Here is a 17,548-nt window from a genome sequence, read left to right as displayed (position 1 = left end):
CGCACGCTGACCGCGTGCTTTTCAGGTTTTGGCGATACCGAAAACTCATACACGGCCTCCGTGCATGAGTGCCCCGCTGCGCTGGGCGCACGCTGACCGCGTGCTTTTTCAGGTTTTGGCGATACCGAAAACTCATACACGGCCTCCGTGCATGAGTGCCCCGCTGCGCTGGGCGCACGCTGACCGCGTGCTTTTTCAGGTTTTGGCGATACCGAAAACTCATACACGGCCTCCGTGCATGAGTTTTCGGTTTTCATGGTCGATGCGCAGGACGATGGCGATGGCGATCATGTTCATCAGGATGGCGGAGCCGCCGTAGCTCATGAAAGGCAGCGTCAGGCCCTTGGTGGGCAGCGCGCCGAGGTTGACGCCGATGTTGATGAAAGCCTGAAAGCCGATCCACAGGCCAATGCCCTGGGCCACCAGGCCGGCAAACACCTGGTCCAGGGCGATGGCCTGGCGGCCGATCTGCATGATGCGACGCACCATCCACATGAACAGGGCGATCAGGACCAACACCCCCACCAGGCCAAACTCTTCGCCGATGACGGCCAGCAGAAAATCGGTGTGCGCCTCGGGCAGCCAGTGCAGCTTCTCGACGCTGCCCCCCAGGCCCACGCCAAACCATTCGCCGCGCCCGAAAGCGATGAGGGCGTGGGACAGTTGGTAGCCTTTGCCAAGGGCGTGCTCGGCGCTGAAGGGGTCGAGGTAGGCAAACACACGCTCGCGACGCCAGGGCGAACTGAGGATGAGCACGGCAAACACCGCCGTCAGCAGGCCCGCGATCAGGAAGAACATGCGGGCATTGACGCCGCCCAGGAACAAAATGCCCATGGCGATGACGGCAATCACGATGAATGCCCCCATGTCAGGCTGCAACAGCAGCAGGAATCCGGCCAGCGCCAGCGCCACCCCCATCGGCGCCACGGCGCGGAAGAACCGCTCCTTCACCTCCATGCGGCGCACCATGTAGCCGGCCGCATACATCACCATGGCCAGCTTGGCCAGTTCGGATGGCTGGAAGTTCATCACTCCGAGCGGAATCCAGCGCCGTGCGCCGTTGACCCCTTTGCCAATGAAGGGAATGAGCACGATCACCAACAGCACCAGGGCGCCAAAGAACAGCCAAGGCGACGCCTTTTCCCAACGCTTGAGCGGCACCTGAAACGCCAGCAGGCCTGCGACGGCGCCGATGCAGATGGCAATGGCATGGCGGATGACGAAGTGCTCATGGCTGTAGTTGCGGAAACGCGGGTTGTCGGGCAGCGCGATCGAGGCCGAATACACCATCACCAGGCCCCAGCACAGCAGCGCGACGACCACCCACAGCAAGGGTTGGTCAAAGCCCATGTCGCGCACGACGGTGGTGCGGCTGCGTGCATAGTCGCGGCTGCTCAGTCGCACGGGCAGCTCACCGCTTTCAGCCTGGGCCGTGCTGGCCGCGCGTCCAAGTCCCCAACTGCTGAGCAGCCGGGCCAGGGGATGGGGCAGACGGGGCTGGTTCATGCCGGCGTGCCCTCCGCTTGCTGGAGTTCGCGCACCGTCTCCACGAACACGGCGGCGCGGTGCGCGTAGTCACGGAACATGTCGAGGCTGGCGCAGGCCGGCGACAGCAGCACCGCGTCGCCCGGCTGGGCCTGTGTCGCGCACCAGCGCACGGCCTCGGGCAGGCTGGCGCAATCCGTCATGGGCACGCCGGTGGGCGCCAGCACCGCACGCAACGCGGCGGCGTCGCGCCCGATGAGCGCCACGGCGCGGACATGACGCGCCACGGCCGGCGCCAGGGGCGCGAAATCCTGCCCCTTGCCGTCGCCGCCGAGGATGACCACCAGGCGCCGCTCGGCCCCCAGGCCGTTGATGGCGGCCAGCGTCGCGCCCACGTTGGTGCCTTTGCTGTCGTCGATGTACTCCACGTCGCGCACGATGGCCACCGGCTCGACGCGGTGCGGCTCGCCACGGTACTCGCGCAGGCCGTGCAGCATCGGGGCCAATGGCGCACCGGCAGCGGTGGCCAGCGCCAGCGCCGCCAGGGCGTTGCTGGCATTGTGCCGGCCCCGGATGCGCAGCGCCTCGGCCGGCATGAGTCGCTGCAGATAGACCTCTTCCTCGTCGGTTGCCGTGCGCCCTTTGCGGCGCGTGTCGTCCTGCGGCAAGGCGCGCACCAGCCAGGTCATGCCGTTGACCGTCTCCAGGCCCCAATCGCCCGGGCGTCGGGGGCCATCGGTGCCAAACGTCACGAACGGGCGCCCCGGCTCGGTGCGCGTGCGCCCCCCTTCGCGCACGGTCACGGGTGAGGGCTGCCAGCCCATGACGATCTCATCATCCCGATTGAGCACCATGAGTGCCGTGCGTCCAAACACCCGTCGCTTGGCTTCGGCGTAGGCCGCCATGCTGCCGTGCCAATCGAGATGATCCTGACTCAGGTTGAGCACGGTGGCCGCCGTGGGCTCGAAATCCTCCACGCCATCGAGCTGAAAGCTCGACAGCTCCAGGACCCAGGCCTGGGGCAGTTCCCCGGTGGCGAGCGCCTGGCGCAGCTCATCGAGCAGCGTGGGGCCGATGTTGCCGGCCAAACCCACGGACCAGCCGGCCTCGCGCAACAAATGCGCGGTCAAGGCGGTGGTGGTGGTCTTGCCATTGGTGCCGGTGATGGCCAGCACCACCGGCCGGTAGGGCACGGGGTGGTCGGCCTGCGGCTCTGGCTCGGCCTGCCGCGCCGGGGCTGCCAACGCCCGCAGCGCCTGCGCAAACAGGCTCAACTCACCCACCACCGGCACCCCCACGGCCCGGGCAGCCGCCAGCACATCCTGCATCTGGGCGGGCGCAATGCCGGGGCTGCGGCAAACCATCGCCCAGGGGGCCGAGGCCCACAACGCGGCATCGAAAGCGCTGCACACGATGCGCGCCGACGGCCATTCCTGCATGAGTGGGGCGGCCTGTGGCGGAGTTGGACGGGTGTCGGCCACCGTCACGCGGGCACCGGCGAGCGCGCACCAACGCGCCATGGCCAGGCCCGAGGCCCCCAGCCCCAGCACCAGCACATGGCGATCGTTCAGCGGCGGCAAGGCGTGTTTCATCGCAGCTTCAGGGTGGACAAGCCGATCAGGCACAGCAGCATGGTGATGATCCAGAAGCGCACGACGACCTGCGTCTCGCGCCAGCCGGACTTCTCGAAGTGGTGGTGCAGTGGCGCCATCTTGAACAGGCGCCGGCCTTCGCCGTAGCAGCGTTTGGTGTACTTGAACCAAGTCACTTGCAGCATCACCGAGACGGCCGACGCCACGAAGATCCCGCCCATGATGGCCAGCACGATTTCCTGGCGCACGATCACGGCGATGGTGCCCAATGCCGCCCCCAGGGCCAGCGCGCCGACATCGCCCATGAACACCTGCGCCGGATAGGCGTTGAACCACAGAAAGGCCAGCCCCGCGCCGGCCATCGCGGCGCAGAAGATCAGCACCTCGCCCGTGCCGGGGATGTGGGGCAACAGCAGATAGCGGGCGAACACGGCATTGCCCGTCACGTAGGCAAACACCCCCAGCGCCGAGCCGACCATCACCACCGGCATGATGGCCAGGCCGTCGAGCCCGTCGGTGAGGTTGACGGCATTGCTGGCGCCGACGATGACCAGATACGTCAGCACCACGAAACCCAACACGCCCAAGGGGTAGCTGACCTCTTTGAAGAAGGGCACCATCAGGCCCGCCTGATCCGGCAAATCAATGCTGAACCCCGACTTCACCCACTCCAGAAACAGGCGGAACACCCGCTCGTTAGACCCTTCGGAAATGGCAAACACCAGATAAAACGCGGCCAGCAGCCCGATGACGGACTGCCAGAAATACTTCTCGCGCGAGCGCATGCCCTCCGGATCTTTGTGCACGACCTTGCGCCAGTCATCCACCCAGCCAATGGCGCCAAACCCCAGCGTCACGACCAGCACGATCCAGACGAAGCGGTTGCTCCAGTCGAACCACAGCAGGGTCGAGACGGTGATGGCAAACAGCACCAGCACCCCGCCCATGGTGGGGGTGCCGCTTTTGCTCAGATGGGTCTGCATGCCGTAGCCCCGAATGGGCTGACCGATCTTGAGCTCGGTCAGGCGGCGGATGAAGTAGGGCCCCACCGCCACCCCAACGAGCAGGGCCGTCATCGCGGCCATGACGGCGCGGAACGTGAGGTACTGGAACACCCGCAGAAAACCCAACTCGGGGCTGAGTCCCTGGAGCCAGAGGGCCAGACTAGGCAGCATGGGACGATCCCTCCTGTGTGGCAGCGGTCAGGGCTTGCACCAGCCGCTCCATGCGCATGAAGCGCGATCCTTTGACGAGTACGCTGCCGGCTTGCGGCAGCAACGACAGGGCGTCGGCGAGCAGATCGTCGAAAACGGCATGGTGCCGCAGCCGCCCTTGCTCGCCGCCACCGATCGCAGCGGCGGCCTGGGCCATCCAATGGCCAGTGGTCAGGATGTGTTCGATCCCCTGGTCCAGCGCATGACGCAGCACCTCCTGGTGGAACGCCAGCCCCTGCTCGCCCACTTCGCCCATGTCGCCCAGCGCCAGAATGCGGGGTGCTGGCAACTCGGCCAGCACATCGATGGCCGCGCGCACGGAGTCGGGGTTGGCGTTGTAGCTGTCATCCACCAACGTGAGCACGCCGCCCTGGACCGGCAGAGAAAGCGCCCGCGAACGCCCGGCCACGGCCTCAAACGCCGCCAGACCGCGGGCGATGGCGTCTGGCGCAACGCCGGCGGCCAACGCACACGCCGTCGCGGCCAGGGCATTGCGCACGTTGTGGCGCCCGGCCACCCGCAAACGGGTCGAGAACGAGCCCGCAGGCGTGGTCACGGCCAACGCCCAGGCCCCGCCTTCCCACTGCGCCTGCGCATGCACGTCGGCGCCCGCCGCGGCCTCGCCGAAGGTCAGCACCCGGCGGCTGCCAGCCAGGTCGCGCCACAAGGCCGTGAAGGCATCGGCGGCGGGGAACACCGCCGTGCCATCCGGGGGCAAAGCGGCAAAGACGCTGCCGTTCTCCTGGGCCACCGCCTCCACCGTGGCCATGAATTCCTGGTGCTCGCGCTGCGCGTTGTTGACCAGCGCCACCGTGGGCCGGGCCATGTGCGCCAGCACCGCGATTTCACCCGGGTGGTTCATGCCGAGTTCGACCACCGCCAACCGGTCTGTCGGCCGCAGCCGCAGCAGCGTCAGCGGCACGCCGATGTCGTTGTTGAAATTGCCTTGCGTCGCCAGCGTGGCCTCGCCCGCGGCCGCGCGCAAGATGGCCGCGATCATTTGGGTCACGGTGGTTTTGCCGTTGCTGCCGGTCACGGCCACCAGGGGCAGTTCGAACTGGGCGCGCCAGCGGGCGGCCAGCTCGCCCAAGGCGCGCCGGGCATCGGGCACCTCCACGCCCCCCAGGCCCGCAGCGGCCAGCCCGCGCTCGGCGATGGCCCCCACGGCCCCGGCTGCGCGCGCCTGAGGCAGAAATTCATGGGCATCGAAGCGCTCGCCGCGCAGCGCCACGAACAGATCGCCGGGTTGCAGGCTGCGCGTGTCGGTGTGCACGCGCCGAACCGGGCCGCTCAAGGGGCCCACCACACGGGCGCCGCCGAGTTCAGCCAGCAGCAGGTCCAAGGCCCGGGTCATGCCTGCCCCCCTGACTGTTGCGCCTGCCAGCGGGCCTGCAGCGCCAGACGGCCCTGCACCACGTCGGAAAACGGACGCCGTTCGCCAGCCACTTCCTGATAGTCCTCGTGCCCCTTGCCGGCCAGCAGGATCACATCACGGGCATCGGCCATCTGCACGGCTTCACGGATGGCTTCGGCGCGATCGGGCTCGACGATGGCGCGGACCGGCTCGGTCAAGCCGGCCTGCATGTCGAGGAGGATCTGCAACGGGTCTTCGCTGCGCGGGTTGTCGCTGGTCAGCACCAACCGGGCCGCCTCGCGCTCGGCGGCGGCGGCCATCAACGGGCGCTTGGTGCGGTCGCGGTCGCCCCCGCAGCCAAACACGCACCACAACCGTCCGCCCCGGTGCGCGGCCAGCGGCTGCAGCGCGCGCAAGGCTTTTTCCAAGGCATCGGGGGTGTGGGCGTAGTCCACCAGCACCAACGGCAGCTCGGCCGGTCCATCGGTCCAGGCCGCGTGCATGCGCCCGGGCACCGCTGTCAGGGCATGGCTGGCTTGGGCGGCGGCCTGCAGCGTCACGCCGCCGGCACGCAACACCGCCAGCGCGCACAGCAGGTTGCACAGGTTGTAGTCCCCCACCACGCCGAGCGACATGGCCACCCGCTCCGCGCTGGGCAGTTCCTCGACCACGAAATGCAGACCGGTCGCGGTCCAGGCGCGTTCGACCACGCGCAAGCGGGCATCGTGATGCCGGGCTCCGGCCTCGTCCACCGAAACCGTCCACACATCCAGGGCTGGCGCGCGGCCAGCCAGCTCGTCGGCCAGCTCGCGCCCGCGGGCATCGTCCAGATTCACCACCGCCACCTGCAAACCGGGCCAGTCGAACAGGGCCTTCTTGGCCGCCCAGTAGGCCTCCATGGTGCCGTGATAGTCCAGATGGTCCTGGCTGAGGTTGGTGAATACGGCGGTGTGCAATTGCAGGCCGTTGAGGCGGCCTTCCTCGATGCCGATGGAGGAAGCCTCCATCACCGCCGTGCGCCGGCCTTCCTGGACGAATCGGGCCAGCAAGGCTTGCAGCGTCGTGGGGTCGGGCGTGGTAAAGCCGGTGGGCTCAAGCGCGCCCCCCGGCACACCCGCGCCCAGGGTGCCGATCAACCCCGCTTCATCCCCCACGGCGGCCAGCCATTGGGCGCACCACCAGGCGGTGGAGGTCTTGCCATTGGTGCCGGTGACGGCCACGGTGCGCAGCCGTTGCGAGGGGTGGCGGTAAAAGCCGCTGGCCATCTCCCCGGCCAGCCGTTTGAGTCCCGGCAAAGCGGCCACCCGCTCGTCGGTGAAGCCCCACACCTCGGCACCTTCGGCCTCGATGAGGCAGGCCACGGCACCGGCTCGCAGGCTGGCATTGACGAAGCGGCGGCCATCCTGCCCGCTGCCGGGCCAGGCCACGAACGCGTCGCCCGGTGCCAGTTGGCGGCTGTCGCACACCAGCCGCTGCGCCTGCAGGGCCTGGAGCCACTGCACGGCTTCGGACACACTCGACAAGTGCCGCATCAGAGAAGCTCCTCCACGATCTCTTCGGCCACGATGTGGGGCCGCACGCTCATGTCGGGCGGCACGCCCAGCACGCGCAAGGTCTGCTGAACGGTGGCGCTGAACACGGGCGCGGCCACCACGCCGCCGAAATATTGGCCATTGCTGGGCTCGTCGATCATCACCGCCACCACCACCCGGGGCGACTCCACCGGCGCCAAACCCACGAAAAAGCTGCGATAGCGCCGCGCCGCATAGCCCTTGCCTTCCTGCACCCGGGCGGTGCCGGTCTTGCCGCCGACCGAATAGCCCACGGTCTGCGCCCGCTGCGCCGTGCCGCCGGGGCCGGTGGCCATCGCCAGCATGCGCCGCACCGCCAAGGCGTTCTTTTCGCTGAACACCGGCACGCCTTTGGCCTTCTCGTCGCTGCGCAGCAGCGTCACCGGCACCAGTTGGCCATCGCGCGCGAACACGGTGTACGCCTGGGCCAACTGGAACAGCGATGTGGACAGGCCATAGCCGTAGCTCATGGTCGCCTGCTCCACCGGGCGCCAGGTCTTGTAGGAGCGCAGGCGGCCGCTGACCGCGCCCGGAAACGGCACTTGCGGCTTCTGGCCAAAACCGGCCTGCACATAGGTCTCCCACATGTCGCGGGCCGGCATTTGCATGGCCAAGCGCACCGTGCCCACGTTGCTGGACTTCTGGATCACTTCGTTGACGGTCAGTGGGCCGTGGTCCTTGACGTCGCTGATGGTGAAGCCGCCCATGGTCATGCGGCCGCGCCCGGTATCGATGACGGTCTCGGGCTGGACCAGCCCGCGTTCCAGCGCCAAGGCGGCAATGAAGGGCTTGACGGTCGAGCCGGGCTCGAACGTGTCGGTGAGCGCGCGGTTGCGCAGTTGCTCGCCACTGAGGTGGCGCCGCACGTTGGGGTTGTAGCTCGGGTAGTTGGCCAACGCCAGCACCTCGCCGGTGACGGCGTCCAGCACCACGATGCTACCGCCGCGGGCTTTGTGCTCGCGCACCGCTTCGCGCAGGCGCTCGTACGCGAAGAACTGGATCTTGCTGTCGATCGAGAGCTGGATGTCCTGTCCATCGACCGGTGGAATGGCCTCCCGCACGTCCTCGATCACGCGGCCCAGACGGTCGCGGATGACACGGCGCGAGCCCGGCCGCCCCGACAAGCGCTCGTTGAAGGCCAGCTCGATCCCCTCCTGACCCACGTCTTCCACATTGGTGAAGCCCACCACATGGGCCGCCGCTTCCCCTTCGGGATACTGGCGCTTGTATTCCTTGCGCAGGTACACCCCCCGAATGCCGAGGTCGCGCACCTGCAGCGCGATGGGCTCGTCCACCTGCCGCCGCACCCACACGAAAGTGGGATGGGCATCGAGGCGGCGGTTGAGCTCGGCCATCGACATGCCGAGCAGACGGGCCATCTCGGGCAGCTTGGGGTGCTGGCGGTCGATGTCTTCCGGGATGGCCCAGACGCTCTGCGCCACCACGCTGGTGGCCAGGATGAGGCCATTGCGATCCAGCACGCGGCCCCGGTTGGCCGGCAGTTCCAGCGTGCGGGCAAACCGCACTTCGCCTTGGCGCTGATAAAACTCGTTGCCCCACACTTGCACATAGGCGGCGCGGCCCGCCAGGGCCAGAAACGCCAGCGCGAAACCGGCCACGATGAGGCGGCTGCGCCACACCGGCGTGGCGCTGGTCAGCAGCGGGCTGGAGCCGTAGGTGATGCCGCGCTTCATGGCCGCCCCCCGGGCTGCGCCGCCGGTCCCAGCAGGCGCTGCACCTGACCGGTGGCCGCACCATCGGCGCCGGACTGCGCAGGCAGCGCCACGTATTCGGTGATCCCCGGATGCGCCGGACGCATCTGGAGCTGGCGCACCGCAATCTGTTGCACCCGCGCGGGCGTGGCCTGGGCGCGCTTTTGCACCACCAGCTGTTCATGATCGGCCGCCAGCCGGTCGCCCACCGCGCGGGCCCGCTCCATCGCCACATACAGGCGGCGCGACTCGTATTGCAGGTGCACCAGGTAAAACGCGCTGGCCAGCACCGCGAGCAACAACACCAGATTGAGCCGCGTCATGGCCGCCCCTCCACTGGCGCTGACGTGCGGCAGGCCACGCGCATGACGGCACTGCGGGCACGCGGATTGGCCGCCACCTCGGCCTCCGAAGGCATCACCCGCCGCACCTGCTCCAGCAGGGTCGGCCGCGGCGCGGCAAACGGGGCGCGGCGGTCATACGCCGCCTTGGCGTGCTGTGCCATGAACTGTTTGGTGATGCGGTCCTCCAGCGAGTGGAAACTGATCACCACCAGCCAGCCCCCGGGCCTGAGCACCCGCAGGCTGGCGCTCAACGCTTGTTGCAGCTCCTCAAGCTCGGCGTTGATGAAAATCCGAAGAGCCTGAAATGTGCGCGTTGCAGGGTCCTTGCCCGGCTCGCGGGTTTTGACCGCGCCAGCCACGATTTCGGCCAGCTCAGCGGTGGTTCGAACAGGGCCCCGTTCCTGTCGGCGACGATCAATCGCCTTTGCAATCTGTGGAGCAAACCGTTCTTCGCCGTATTCACGAATCACCTCCGCCATCTGGGCAATATTGGCATCGGCCAGCCACTCGGCCACGCTCATGCCCCGCGTGGGGTCCATGCGCATGTCCAGCGGCCCGTCGTGCCGGAAGGAAAACCCCCGCGTGGGGTCGTCGAGCTGGGGCGAACTCACCCCCAGGTCCATGAGAATGCCGTCCGCGCTGGCCGCGGGCAGTTCGGCCAGCGCCTTGAAGCCCTCGTGCCGCACCGCCACCCGTGCATCGGCGCTGGCCAAGGCCTGCGCCACCTCGATGGCTTGCGGGTCTTTGTCGAACACCGTCAGGCGCCCCAACGGCGACAGCCGCGACAGGATCAGCCGCGCATGTCCGCCGCGCCCGAAGGTCGCATCGATGTAGTGGCCGTCTGGTTGGATGTGAAGGGCTTCGACCGCTTCGTTCAACAAGACGGTGCAATGTGTGTAGGACGCTTGCACCGTCGAACCTCAGAAAGAGAAGTCCTTGAGGGCATCGGGCAGTTCGCCCTGCATGGCCTCGGCCTCCTGGGCCGCGTAGGCTTGGGCGTCCCAGAGCTCGAAATGGTTGCCCATGCCCAGCAGGATGGCTTCTTTGCTCAGGCCCGCGGCGGCGCGCAGCTCGGGCGAGATCAACACCCGGCCAGCGGCATCCATCTCGCAGTCCATCGCGTTGCCCAGAAAGATGCGTTTCCACCACTGCGCCGACATGGGCAGCGCCGCGATGCGCTCGCGGAATTTTTCCCATTCGTTGCGCGGAAACACCATCAGGCAGCCGTGCGGATGCTTGGTGACGGTGAGTTGCCCGCCGGCCGTGGCGCTCAGGACGTCACGATACCGGGTCGGCACGGAAAGCCGCCCCTTGGCATCGAGACTGAGAGAGGAAGCACCTTGGAACACGGTCGTCAGGCCCTAAAACCCACTTTTCACCACTTAATGACACTTTTTTCCACTGTATCACCAAATGGGCGCGCCGAACAACCCGAGGTCGAGTTTTTTTGAATGAAATCAAAGACTTAGCGCCAAAAATCAAAGCCAATGCGGACCAAAAGTCCTCAATAAAATAAGGACTTAGCCGGCGTTATGGAAGTGATTTATGAGATTGAGGGCGCTGCTCGGGTGACGCCGCGAGCCGATGAACGGCAGGTTCAGACCAGCGGGGGATCGCTGGCCGGCGGCGCAGGGTCGAGCGGCGCCAGTTCGCGGCTGAGTACACGGTTCATCTGGGTGAAAAGCCGTAAACGGCGCGTGGCATCGCGCAGATGGTCGGCGATGCGCTTGGCAATCGCCAGCAGCAGCCGCGCGCCGACGCGCGGATCGTCTTCGATCAGGCGCACGAGGGCTTCACGCCCCAATTCGGCAGCGAGGATGTCGGTGTGGGCCACGCAACTGGCCGAGCGCGGCGCCCCATCGAGCAGGCCCAGCTCGCCAATCAAGCTGCCCGGCCCCATGAGCCGCACCACCATGTCGGCCTCGCCCTGCCCCAGATCGGTGTTTTCGACAGACAACTCCCCATCGAGGATGAGTAGCATGTGGTCGCTGCCGGCCGACTCCCCTTCGCGAACAAAGACCGTGCCCGCCTCGATGACGCGCAGCCGCATGCGATCGACGACCTGCAGCGCATCGTCGAAGCTCAATTCCCCCAGCGCAGAGGGTGTGATGAGGAGCCGGGCCGCCAGCTCCCGCAATTGGCCAATGTCTTGATTCAAAGGGATCCACCGTCGTAGGCCGACAGTGTATCAATCCGCCGGCGGGGTCACTGCGCTGAAATCACTGCGCTGGATTCAGGGCCGGCGCAGTTCCAACACCTCCAGGGCCACCCCGGGGCGGGGCTGGGGAAATTCGAGCCGCAGGCGCTCCTCCAACGGGCTGACGGCCACAGCCACCTGGCGTGCGCTGGCGTCGATGTAGAGCAGTTCGCGGTCGCTGCGCGGATAGAGGCGCCCGCGCGTGCGCCAAGAGCCGCCGCGTTTTTCCAGCATCAGCCCCTGGGCGTCTTCGGTGACACGGCAATCGCCCCAGGGGAACAGCCGAACCGGCTCGGCTTCGCTGAGCCGCACGGCACGGCACCGCCATGGGCCGGTGAAATCTTCCCCCAACCAAACGCGGGGATGGCCGTCGAGCACATGAGCGAGTTCGTCCAACGCCTCAGCCGGCGCATGCAGATTCGCATGGGCCACGGCCCGGGCGCGGTGTTCCTCCCACTGGTCGATACGGGCTTGATCGGCCGTTGACAGGCGTGGCGCGGGTTCGGCCCAGGCCGAGCCGACGGCCATCAGGGCGGCGGCCAGCGCCGCCAGCAAAGGCTGGGTGGTCATGGTTCGTCCTCCTGTGAATCAGCGGTCAGCGAGGCCCCACCGTCAGCGCCACCAACGCATACAGGGGCGCGCCGGTCCAGGGCAGGCACAGCGTCTCGGCGGCCCAGCCCATCCAGCCGTAGCACTCAGAGACGCTGCGCGACTCGGCGATCCTCAGACGCGGGTGGATGTGCAGAAGTTCATCGATCTGGTGCAATCCCCAATGAAATTCGGCCCCCGTGCGGCCCACGCTCAGGCTGTGCCTGGCTTGCCCGACCCCCACATGGGAAATGGCGTCCAGCGCCAGCACCGATCCGGCGGGCGCCCGATCGGCAAACTCGGCCAGAATGGCCCGCACCCGGGGCGGAGACAGGTACATCAGCACCCCCTCGCAGACGAGGAACAGCGGCTGGCCATCGTCCAAGCGCGACAGCGACAGCGCCTCCCACCAGCCCGGCCGGGTGAGGTCCACGGCGGCATTGAGGCGGCGTTCCCGAGCCGGCGGCAGCAGGGTGTGCCGCAACTGGCAGACTTCGGGCAGATCGGCGTCGATCCAGCGGTTGGTGCCGACGTCCAACCACTGAAAGTAGTGCGACAGCCCGCAACCCAAGGCCACGCCGGTGGCTTCGGGGTGACGCTGGAAAAACGCCCCGGCCCACCCTTTGATCAGGCGGGTGCGCCACAACACGTTGAGCACGGCCACGCGGTCCTGCAGCATGGGACGCCAATCGGTCTGCAGGCAGTCCAGCAAATGCCGTGCATCATGATCCTGGCAGTCCAACCAGGGGTAGAGCCGGGCCCCGTGCGCACGGGCGGCCAGCGGAATCAGCAGCGTGCTGGGCACGGCGGGCAACTGGGTCTGACGGACCCGGCAATCCGCAATCACCTCCCCGGGCGGGCAGTGCGTACGGCCGCAGGAACGGATGGAAACTGACATGATGCCTCCGCTGGACAGGCCCGCGGGGCAAAGGTTCCTCCCATCGCCCTGCCCGGGCTCACCCTGGACCGTACCATGCCCGATGCCCACGGCACATGGGGTTAGCCCTCAAAGCGCCCGCAGGCAGCGCCTTGGGGGCCCATGGCGGCGTCAGAGGATGTAGCGCGACAGGTCCTCGTTGCGGCTCAACGCCGCCAGGCGGGCATCGACATAGGCCGCATCCACGGTCACGGTCTGCCCGCTGAGCCGGGCGGCATCGAAGCTCACCTCGTCGAGCAGGTGCTCCATGACCGTGGAGAGGCGGCGGGCGCCGATGTTCTCGGTGCGCTCGTTGACCTCGTGCGCGATCTGCGCCAACCGGGTGATGCCTTCGGGCGTGAACTCCAGCCGAACCCCCTCGGTGGCCAGCAGCGCCTGGTACTGGCGCACCAGGCTGGCGTGGGTCTGCGTGAGGATGGCCTCGAAGTCGGCCACCGAAAGCGACTGCAGCTCGACCCGGATGGGGAAGCGCCCCTGCAATTCCGGAATCAGGTCGCTGGGCTTGCTCAGGTGGAAGGCCCCGCTGGCGATGAACAGGATGTGATCGGTCTTGATCGGACCGTACTTGGTGGACACCGTGGTGCCCTCCACCAGCGGCAGCAAGTCGCGCTGCACGCCCTGGCGCGACACCTCGCCGGTGGTCTGCCCCTCGCTGCGGCTGGTCACCTTGTCGATCTCGTCGATGAAGACGATGCCGTTTTGCTCGGCGTTGTGAATCGCTTGCAGCTTGATCTCTTCTTCGTTGATGAGCTTGGCGGCTTCCTCGTCGATGAGCAGCTGGCGCGCCTCGGCGATCTTGAGCTTGCGCGTCTTGCGCTTGGCGCCGCCGAGCTGAGAGAACAGGCCACGCAGCTGTTCGGCCATTTCCTCCATGCCGGGGGGCGTCATCACTTCCAGATGGGGCTGCGCCGCCTGGACTTCGATCTCGATCTCCTTGTCATCGAGCTGGCCTTCGCGCAGCTTTTTGCGAAACACCTGACGGGCCGTGCCATCGCGCTCGTGCTCCCCATCGCCGAGGCGCGGCGGCGGCACGAGCACGTCGAGAATGCGTTCTTCGGCCGCATCCTCGGCGCGGGCGCGCACCTTGGCGGCGGCCTGCTCGCGTGTCTGCTTCACCGCCATGTCCACCAGGTCGCGGACGATGCTGTCCACGTCCTTGCCGACATAGCCGACTTCCGTGAACTTGGTGGCTTCCACCTTGATGAACGGGGCGTTGGCCAGCTTGGCCAGGCGGCGCGCGATCTCGGTCTTGCCCACGCCGGTGGGGCCGATCATCAGGATGTTCTTCGGCGTGATTTCGGGGCGCAGTTTGTCGTCCACCTGCTGGCGGCGCCAACGGTTGCGCAGGGCAATGGCCACGGCCCGCTTGGCCTGGGTCTGGCCGATGATGTGGGCGTCGAGCTCGGAGACGATTTCCTGGGGGGTCATGGCAGACGACATGGCTTACAGGACCTCGATGGTGTGGTTCATGTTGGTATAGATGCACAGCTCGCCCGCAATGGCCAGCGACTGGCGCACGATGGCTTCCGCATCCAGCTCGGTGTGATCGACCAGCGCTTTGGCAGCGGCCTGCGCGTAGGCGCCACCGGAGCCAATCGCCACGATGCCATGCTCGGGCTCCAGCACGTCGCCGTTGCCAGTGATGATGAGGCTGGCGGTCTTGTCGGCCACGGCCAGCATGGCCTCCAGGCGGCGCAGCACGCGGTCGGTGCGCCAATCTTTGGTCAGCTCGATGGCGGCGCGCACCAGGTGGCCCTGGTGCTTTTCCAGCTTGGCCTCGAAACGCTCGAACAGCGTGAAGGCATCGGCGGTGGCGCCGGCAAAACCGGCCAGCACCTGCCCGTGGTAGAGCTTGCGCACCTTGCGCGCCGTGCCCTTGACGACGATGTGGCCGAGCGTGACCTGGCCATCGCCACCGATGGCGACCTGCACCCCCTGCGGGGTGAGGCGGCGCACGCAGACGATGGTGGTGCCGTAAAAGAGAGAGGGGTCCTGGTGTTCCATGTTCAGTATTGTCGCAGGCGCAGCGTCACGGCCTCGTCAATACCCACCACATGGAAGAAAGCGGCCAGCAAGCGGCTGATGCCGCGCAACTCGACCTGCACGCCACGGGCCGAGGCCGCCAGCAGCCACTGCATGAGCGTGCCGGCTGCAGCGAAGTCCAGCCGGTCCAAGCCCTGGCAATCGATGGCGAACACCTGTTTGGCGGGGTGAGTGGCCAAGGCGGCATCGAGGGCGGCCATGGCCTGCGGCATCTCACCGAGCAAGGTACCGCTCAGTTGGGCCGTGGCGCCGGTGACGATGGGCAGCGTGGTGGGCCATTCGGAGGAGAGCTGCGTCGGTGCCGAAGGAAACTGGGTCTCGCTGCCGGCCACCGTGGTCTCCAGCGCCGGCCACTCATGCACGTCGAGCCCCCCCAACTGCGTGCTCAGCGGCTGGATCGGTTCGGCCATGGGCGCCAACCCGTCGGCCATCGAAGCGGGCATGCTGTCCACCGCCAAGAAGCGGCACACGGGCTCACGCCATTCGGGCGGTGCCACGGCATAGGTCACGCAATAGTCCAGTGCGGCCAGGTCGAATTCGTCACGGCGGCGCATCAGCCGCAGCATCGACAGGCGCAGCAACCACCACACGGGGTCGTTCTCCCGCCGACCGGAAGGCGTGCTGGCTTTGAGCCGGCGCCGCAACACGGCCGCGCCCTGGAAGCGCAACTCGATCGGCCGCTCCAGCCAGCCATGCACCGCCCGCTGCAAGGCCTGCGCCGCAGGCAAATCCGCCGAAAGCAGTCCGCTCCAGTCGAGCCACTTGACCGCACCTGGCGCTGCCACGATGCGCTCCAGCGCCTCCACGGCAGCGGCGTCGAGGAACAGGGGGCTGACCCAGATACCGGCGGATTCAGGCGCGGCATGCCCGCTGTCGGGCGTGGGTGCCGGCACCGCCTGCAGTGCCGCGGGCCAGCGCGGCACAGGCACTCCGAAACGCTCGGCAAATTCGGCGGCAAACTCCTCGAACGCTTCGAAATCACGTCGGGCATGGAACAGGTCCAGCAGCGCCAGCCCAGCCACTCTGGCCGTCAGGGAACGCACCTCCTGCACCATCAGGGCACGCAGCCCCTCCTCGGCCCGAACCATGTCGCCATTGGCAAAGAACACGGCGGCTTCGCCCAGTGCCGGATGCGCCAGAGCGGCCATCAGATCGGCGCCGGTGGCGTTCGGATCGCTGGCCACCACATCGATGGAGATCGGCTCCTCGGGCGCAAGCGTGCGGGCGCCGAGATGGGCCGGTTGGGTCAGCCCACCCTCCATCTGGGCAGGAATGTCGGTCCCGCTGCCGATGCGCAAACCGCTGGCCTTGTCCTCCTGGCGCCGACGCAGCCAATTCTGGGACATCTGCTGTTCGATGCGGGCGATCTGCTCGATGGTGCGATTTTTGTCGCCATCGGCCGGTGACGGCGCGTGGAAAGAAGAAGGCAGCACCGACACGCCTGCGGCCGAAGCGCCAGAGCCGCTGCTCCCTGCGGAAGGCACGGCCTGCTGCCGCGCCTGCATCACGGCGCGAAGCTGGTTGAGCTCGTTGTGGCGCACCTTGTCGTTGCGCCGTTTGCGCAAAATGGCCGCCTTGAGCGCCTCGCGCTCGGCATCGACGCCGCGGGCGCGCTGGTCGAGTTCGTTCCAATCCACCGTCGGGTGACGCACGAAGCGCGCCAGCTTGGACAGCAACCCGGTGGAGCCCGTTTCTCCCTTGTCCATGGCGATTCGGCCCGGTGTCTGTCTAGTCCCTTGGGCCGGCCTCTGTGGTCAGTCGCCGAACAGCTTCTGCTTGAGCTCGCGGCGCTGCTGGGCTTCGATCGACAGGCTGGCCGTGGGCCGGGCCAGCAGCCGCCCCACGCCGATGGGCTCGCCGGTCTCGTCGCAGTAGCCGTAGTCGCCGGAGTCGATGCGGGCGATGGATTGCTCGATTTTCTTGAGCAGCTTGCGTTCGCGGTCCCGGGTGCGCAGCTCCAGGGCGTGTTCTTCTTCGATGGTGGCGCGGTCGGCCGGATCGGGCACGACGACGGTTTCCTCGCGCAGGTGTTCGGTGGTCTCCCCCGCATTGATGAGGATGTCGCGCTTGAGCTGCTCCAGCTTGCGCCGGAAGTAGGCCAGTTGGACCTCGTTCATGTACTCGCTGTCGGGCATGGCCAGGACATCGGCATCGGTGAGCTCTTCCACCGGCTTGGTTTTCCAGTTGTTGGCGAGCTTCGGGTCCTTCTTGGAAGGGGGGGCGGATGAGATCGGTGTCATGTCACGCTCTGGAGTCGACAAGGTGGGGGTAGCCTGATCCTTTTCGGGACGAGGGGCAGGCGCGGCGGCCGTCTTGACCGGGGCGGCCTTGGCGCCTGCCGCCTGAGTGGGGCGGGAAGCGCTTTTGCCGGCGGCCCCGCGGGGGGCCGCGGAGGACGACTTGGCAGTGTCTTTCACGACGATACTCCTCTCTGAGGGCCGCAGGGCGGCCGTGATGGATCCCGCTTGGGCCATCTTGCTTGAAGTTATCGTGGGTTGCAAGGGGCCGAGA

At 67.4% G+C, this 17,548-nt stretch carries 16 protein-coding genes; all 16 read right to left on the bottom strand.

Annotation, left to right across the window (positions count from 1 at the left end):
- Window positions 1–219: 219 nt before the first annotated feature.
- The 16 genes from ftsW to dksA all read right to left on the bottom strand — a co-directional run bounded on the left by ftsW (window position 220) and on the right by dksA (window position 17,511).
- Window positions 220–1,506, bottom strand: a complete 1,287-nt coding sequence (gene ftsW, locus DFR43_RS00340) for a putative lipid II flippase FtsW (protein WP_133595378.1) — start codon at window positions 1,504–1,506, stop codon at window positions 220–222.
- The gene (gene murD / locus DFR43_RS00335; RefSeq protein WP_133595377.1) at window positions 1,503–3,077 is read right to left on the bottom strand and encodes a UDP-N-acetylmuramoyl-L-alanine--D-glutamate ligase; all 1,575 of its coding nucleotides are present in this window, start codon (window positions 3,075–3,077) and stop codon (window positions 1,503–1,505) included. Before murD ends, ftsW begins: the two co-directional genes overlap by 4 nt.
- On the bottom strand, window positions 3,074–4,252 hold the full coding sequence (gene mraY, locus DFR43_RS00330; RefSeq protein WP_133595376.1) for a phospho-N-acetylmuramoyl-pentapeptide-transferase: 1,179 nt from the start codon (window positions 4,250–4,252) through the stop codon (window positions 3,074–3,076). Before mraY ends, murD begins: the two co-directional genes overlap by 4 nt.
- On the bottom strand, window positions 4,242–5,645 hold the full coding sequence (locus DFR43_RS00325) for a UDP-N-acetylmuramoyl-tripeptide--D-alanyl-D-alanine ligase (RefSeq protein ID WP_133595375.1): 1,404 nt from the start codon (window positions 5,643–5,645) through the stop codon (window positions 4,242–4,244). The genes mraY and DFR43_RS00325 overlap by 11 nt, the downstream gene beginning before the upstream one ends.
- The gene (locus DFR43_RS00320; protein WP_133595374.1) at window positions 5,642–7,177 is read right to left on the bottom strand and encodes a UDP-N-acetylmuramoyl-L-alanyl-D-glutamate--2,6-diaminopimelate ligase; all 1,536 of its coding nucleotides are present in this window, start codon (window positions 7,175–7,177) and stop codon (window positions 5,642–5,644) included. Before DFR43_RS00320 ends, DFR43_RS00325 begins: the two co-directional genes overlap by 4 nt.
- The gene (locus tag DFR43_RS00315; protein ID WP_133595373.1) at window positions 7,177–8,910 is read right to left on the bottom strand and encodes a peptidoglycan D,D-transpeptidase FtsI family protein; all 1,734 of its coding nucleotides are present in this window, start codon (window positions 8,908–8,910) and stop codon (window positions 7,177–7,179) included. The genes DFR43_RS00320 and DFR43_RS00315 overlap by 1 nt, the downstream gene beginning before the upstream one ends.
- Complete coding sequence (gene ftsL, locus DFR43_RS00310; RefSeq protein WP_133595372.1) at window positions 8,907–9,251, bottom strand: cell division protein FtsL; 345 nt, start codon at window positions 9,249–9,251, stop codon at window positions 8,907–8,909. The genes DFR43_RS00315 and ftsL overlap by 4 nt, the downstream gene beginning before the upstream one ends.
- Complete coding sequence (gene rsmH / locus DFR43_RS00305; RefSeq protein ID WP_133595371.1) at window positions 9,248–10,183, bottom strand: 16S rRNA (cytosine(1402)-N(4))-methyltransferase RsmH; 936 nt, start codon at window positions 10,181–10,183, stop codon at window positions 9,248–9,250. The genes ftsL and rsmH overlap by 4 nt, the downstream gene beginning before the upstream one ends.
- Window positions 10,184–10,192: 9 nt before the next feature.
- On the bottom strand, window positions 10,193–10,621 hold the full coding sequence (gene mraZ, locus DFR43_RS00300; protein ID WP_133595370.1) for a division/cell wall cluster transcriptional repressor MraZ: 429 nt from the start codon (window positions 10,619–10,621) through the stop codon (window positions 10,193–10,195).
- 248 nt (window positions 10,622–10,869) lie between these two features.
- On the bottom strand, window positions 10,870–11,430 hold the full coding sequence (locus DFR43_RS00295; protein WP_245988766.1) for a cyclic nucleotide-binding domain-containing protein: 561 nt from the start codon (window positions 11,428–11,430) through the stop codon (window positions 10,870–10,872).
- Window positions 11,431–11,505: 75 nt separating this feature from the next.
- Window positions 11,506–12,039: a DUF4893 domain-containing protein gene (locus DFR43_RS00290; RefSeq protein WP_133595369.1), complete on the bottom strand. Its 534-nt coding sequence runs from the start codon at window positions 12,037–12,039 to the stop codon at window positions 11,506–11,508.
- A gap of 25 nt (window positions 12,040–12,064) precedes the next feature.
- Window positions 12,065–12,955 carry a class I SAM-dependent methyltransferase gene (locus DFR43_RS00285; protein ID WP_133595368.1) on the bottom strand — a complete coding sequence of 297 codons (891 nt, stop codon included), beginning with the start codon at window positions 12,953–12,955 and terminating at the stop codon, window positions 12,065–12,067.
- 150 nt (window positions 12,956–13,105) lie between these two features.
- Window positions 13,106–14,422 (bottom strand): ATP-dependent protease ATPase subunit HslU, encoded by a 1,317-nt coding sequence (gene hslU, locus DFR43_RS00280; protein ID WP_133595572.1) that lies wholly within the window; start codon window positions 14,420–14,422, stop codon window positions 13,106–13,108.
- A 15-nt stretch (window positions 14,423–14,437) separates the two neighbouring features.
- Window positions 14,438–14,998, bottom strand: coding sequence for an ATP-dependent protease subunit HslV (hslV, locus tag DFR43_RS00275; RefSeq protein ID WP_133595367.1), 561 nt, complete (start codon window positions 14,996–14,998; stop codon window positions 14,438–14,440).
- Window positions 14,999–15,000: 2 nt separating this feature from the next.
- Window positions 15,001–16,743, bottom strand: coding sequence for an STAS domain-containing protein (locus DFR43_RS00270; protein ID WP_133595366.1), 1,743 nt, complete (start codon window positions 16,741–16,743; stop codon window positions 15,001–15,003).
- A gap of 48 nt (window positions 16,744–16,791) precedes the next feature.
- On the bottom strand, window positions 16,792–17,511 hold the full coding sequence (gene dksA / locus DFR43_RS00265) for an RNA polymerase-binding protein DksA (RefSeq protein WP_425471059.1): 720 nt from the start codon (window positions 17,509–17,511) through the stop codon (window positions 16,792–16,794).
- Between the last annotated feature and the right edge of the window lie 37 nt (window positions 17,512–17,548).

Source organism: Tepidicella xavieri (assembly GCF_004363315.1).
Lineage (GTDB): Bacteria > Pseudomonadota > Gammaproteobacteria > Burkholderiales > Burkholderiaceae_C > Tepidicella > Tepidicella xavieri.
This window is presented reverse-complemented; position numbering and strand designations above follow the sequence as displayed.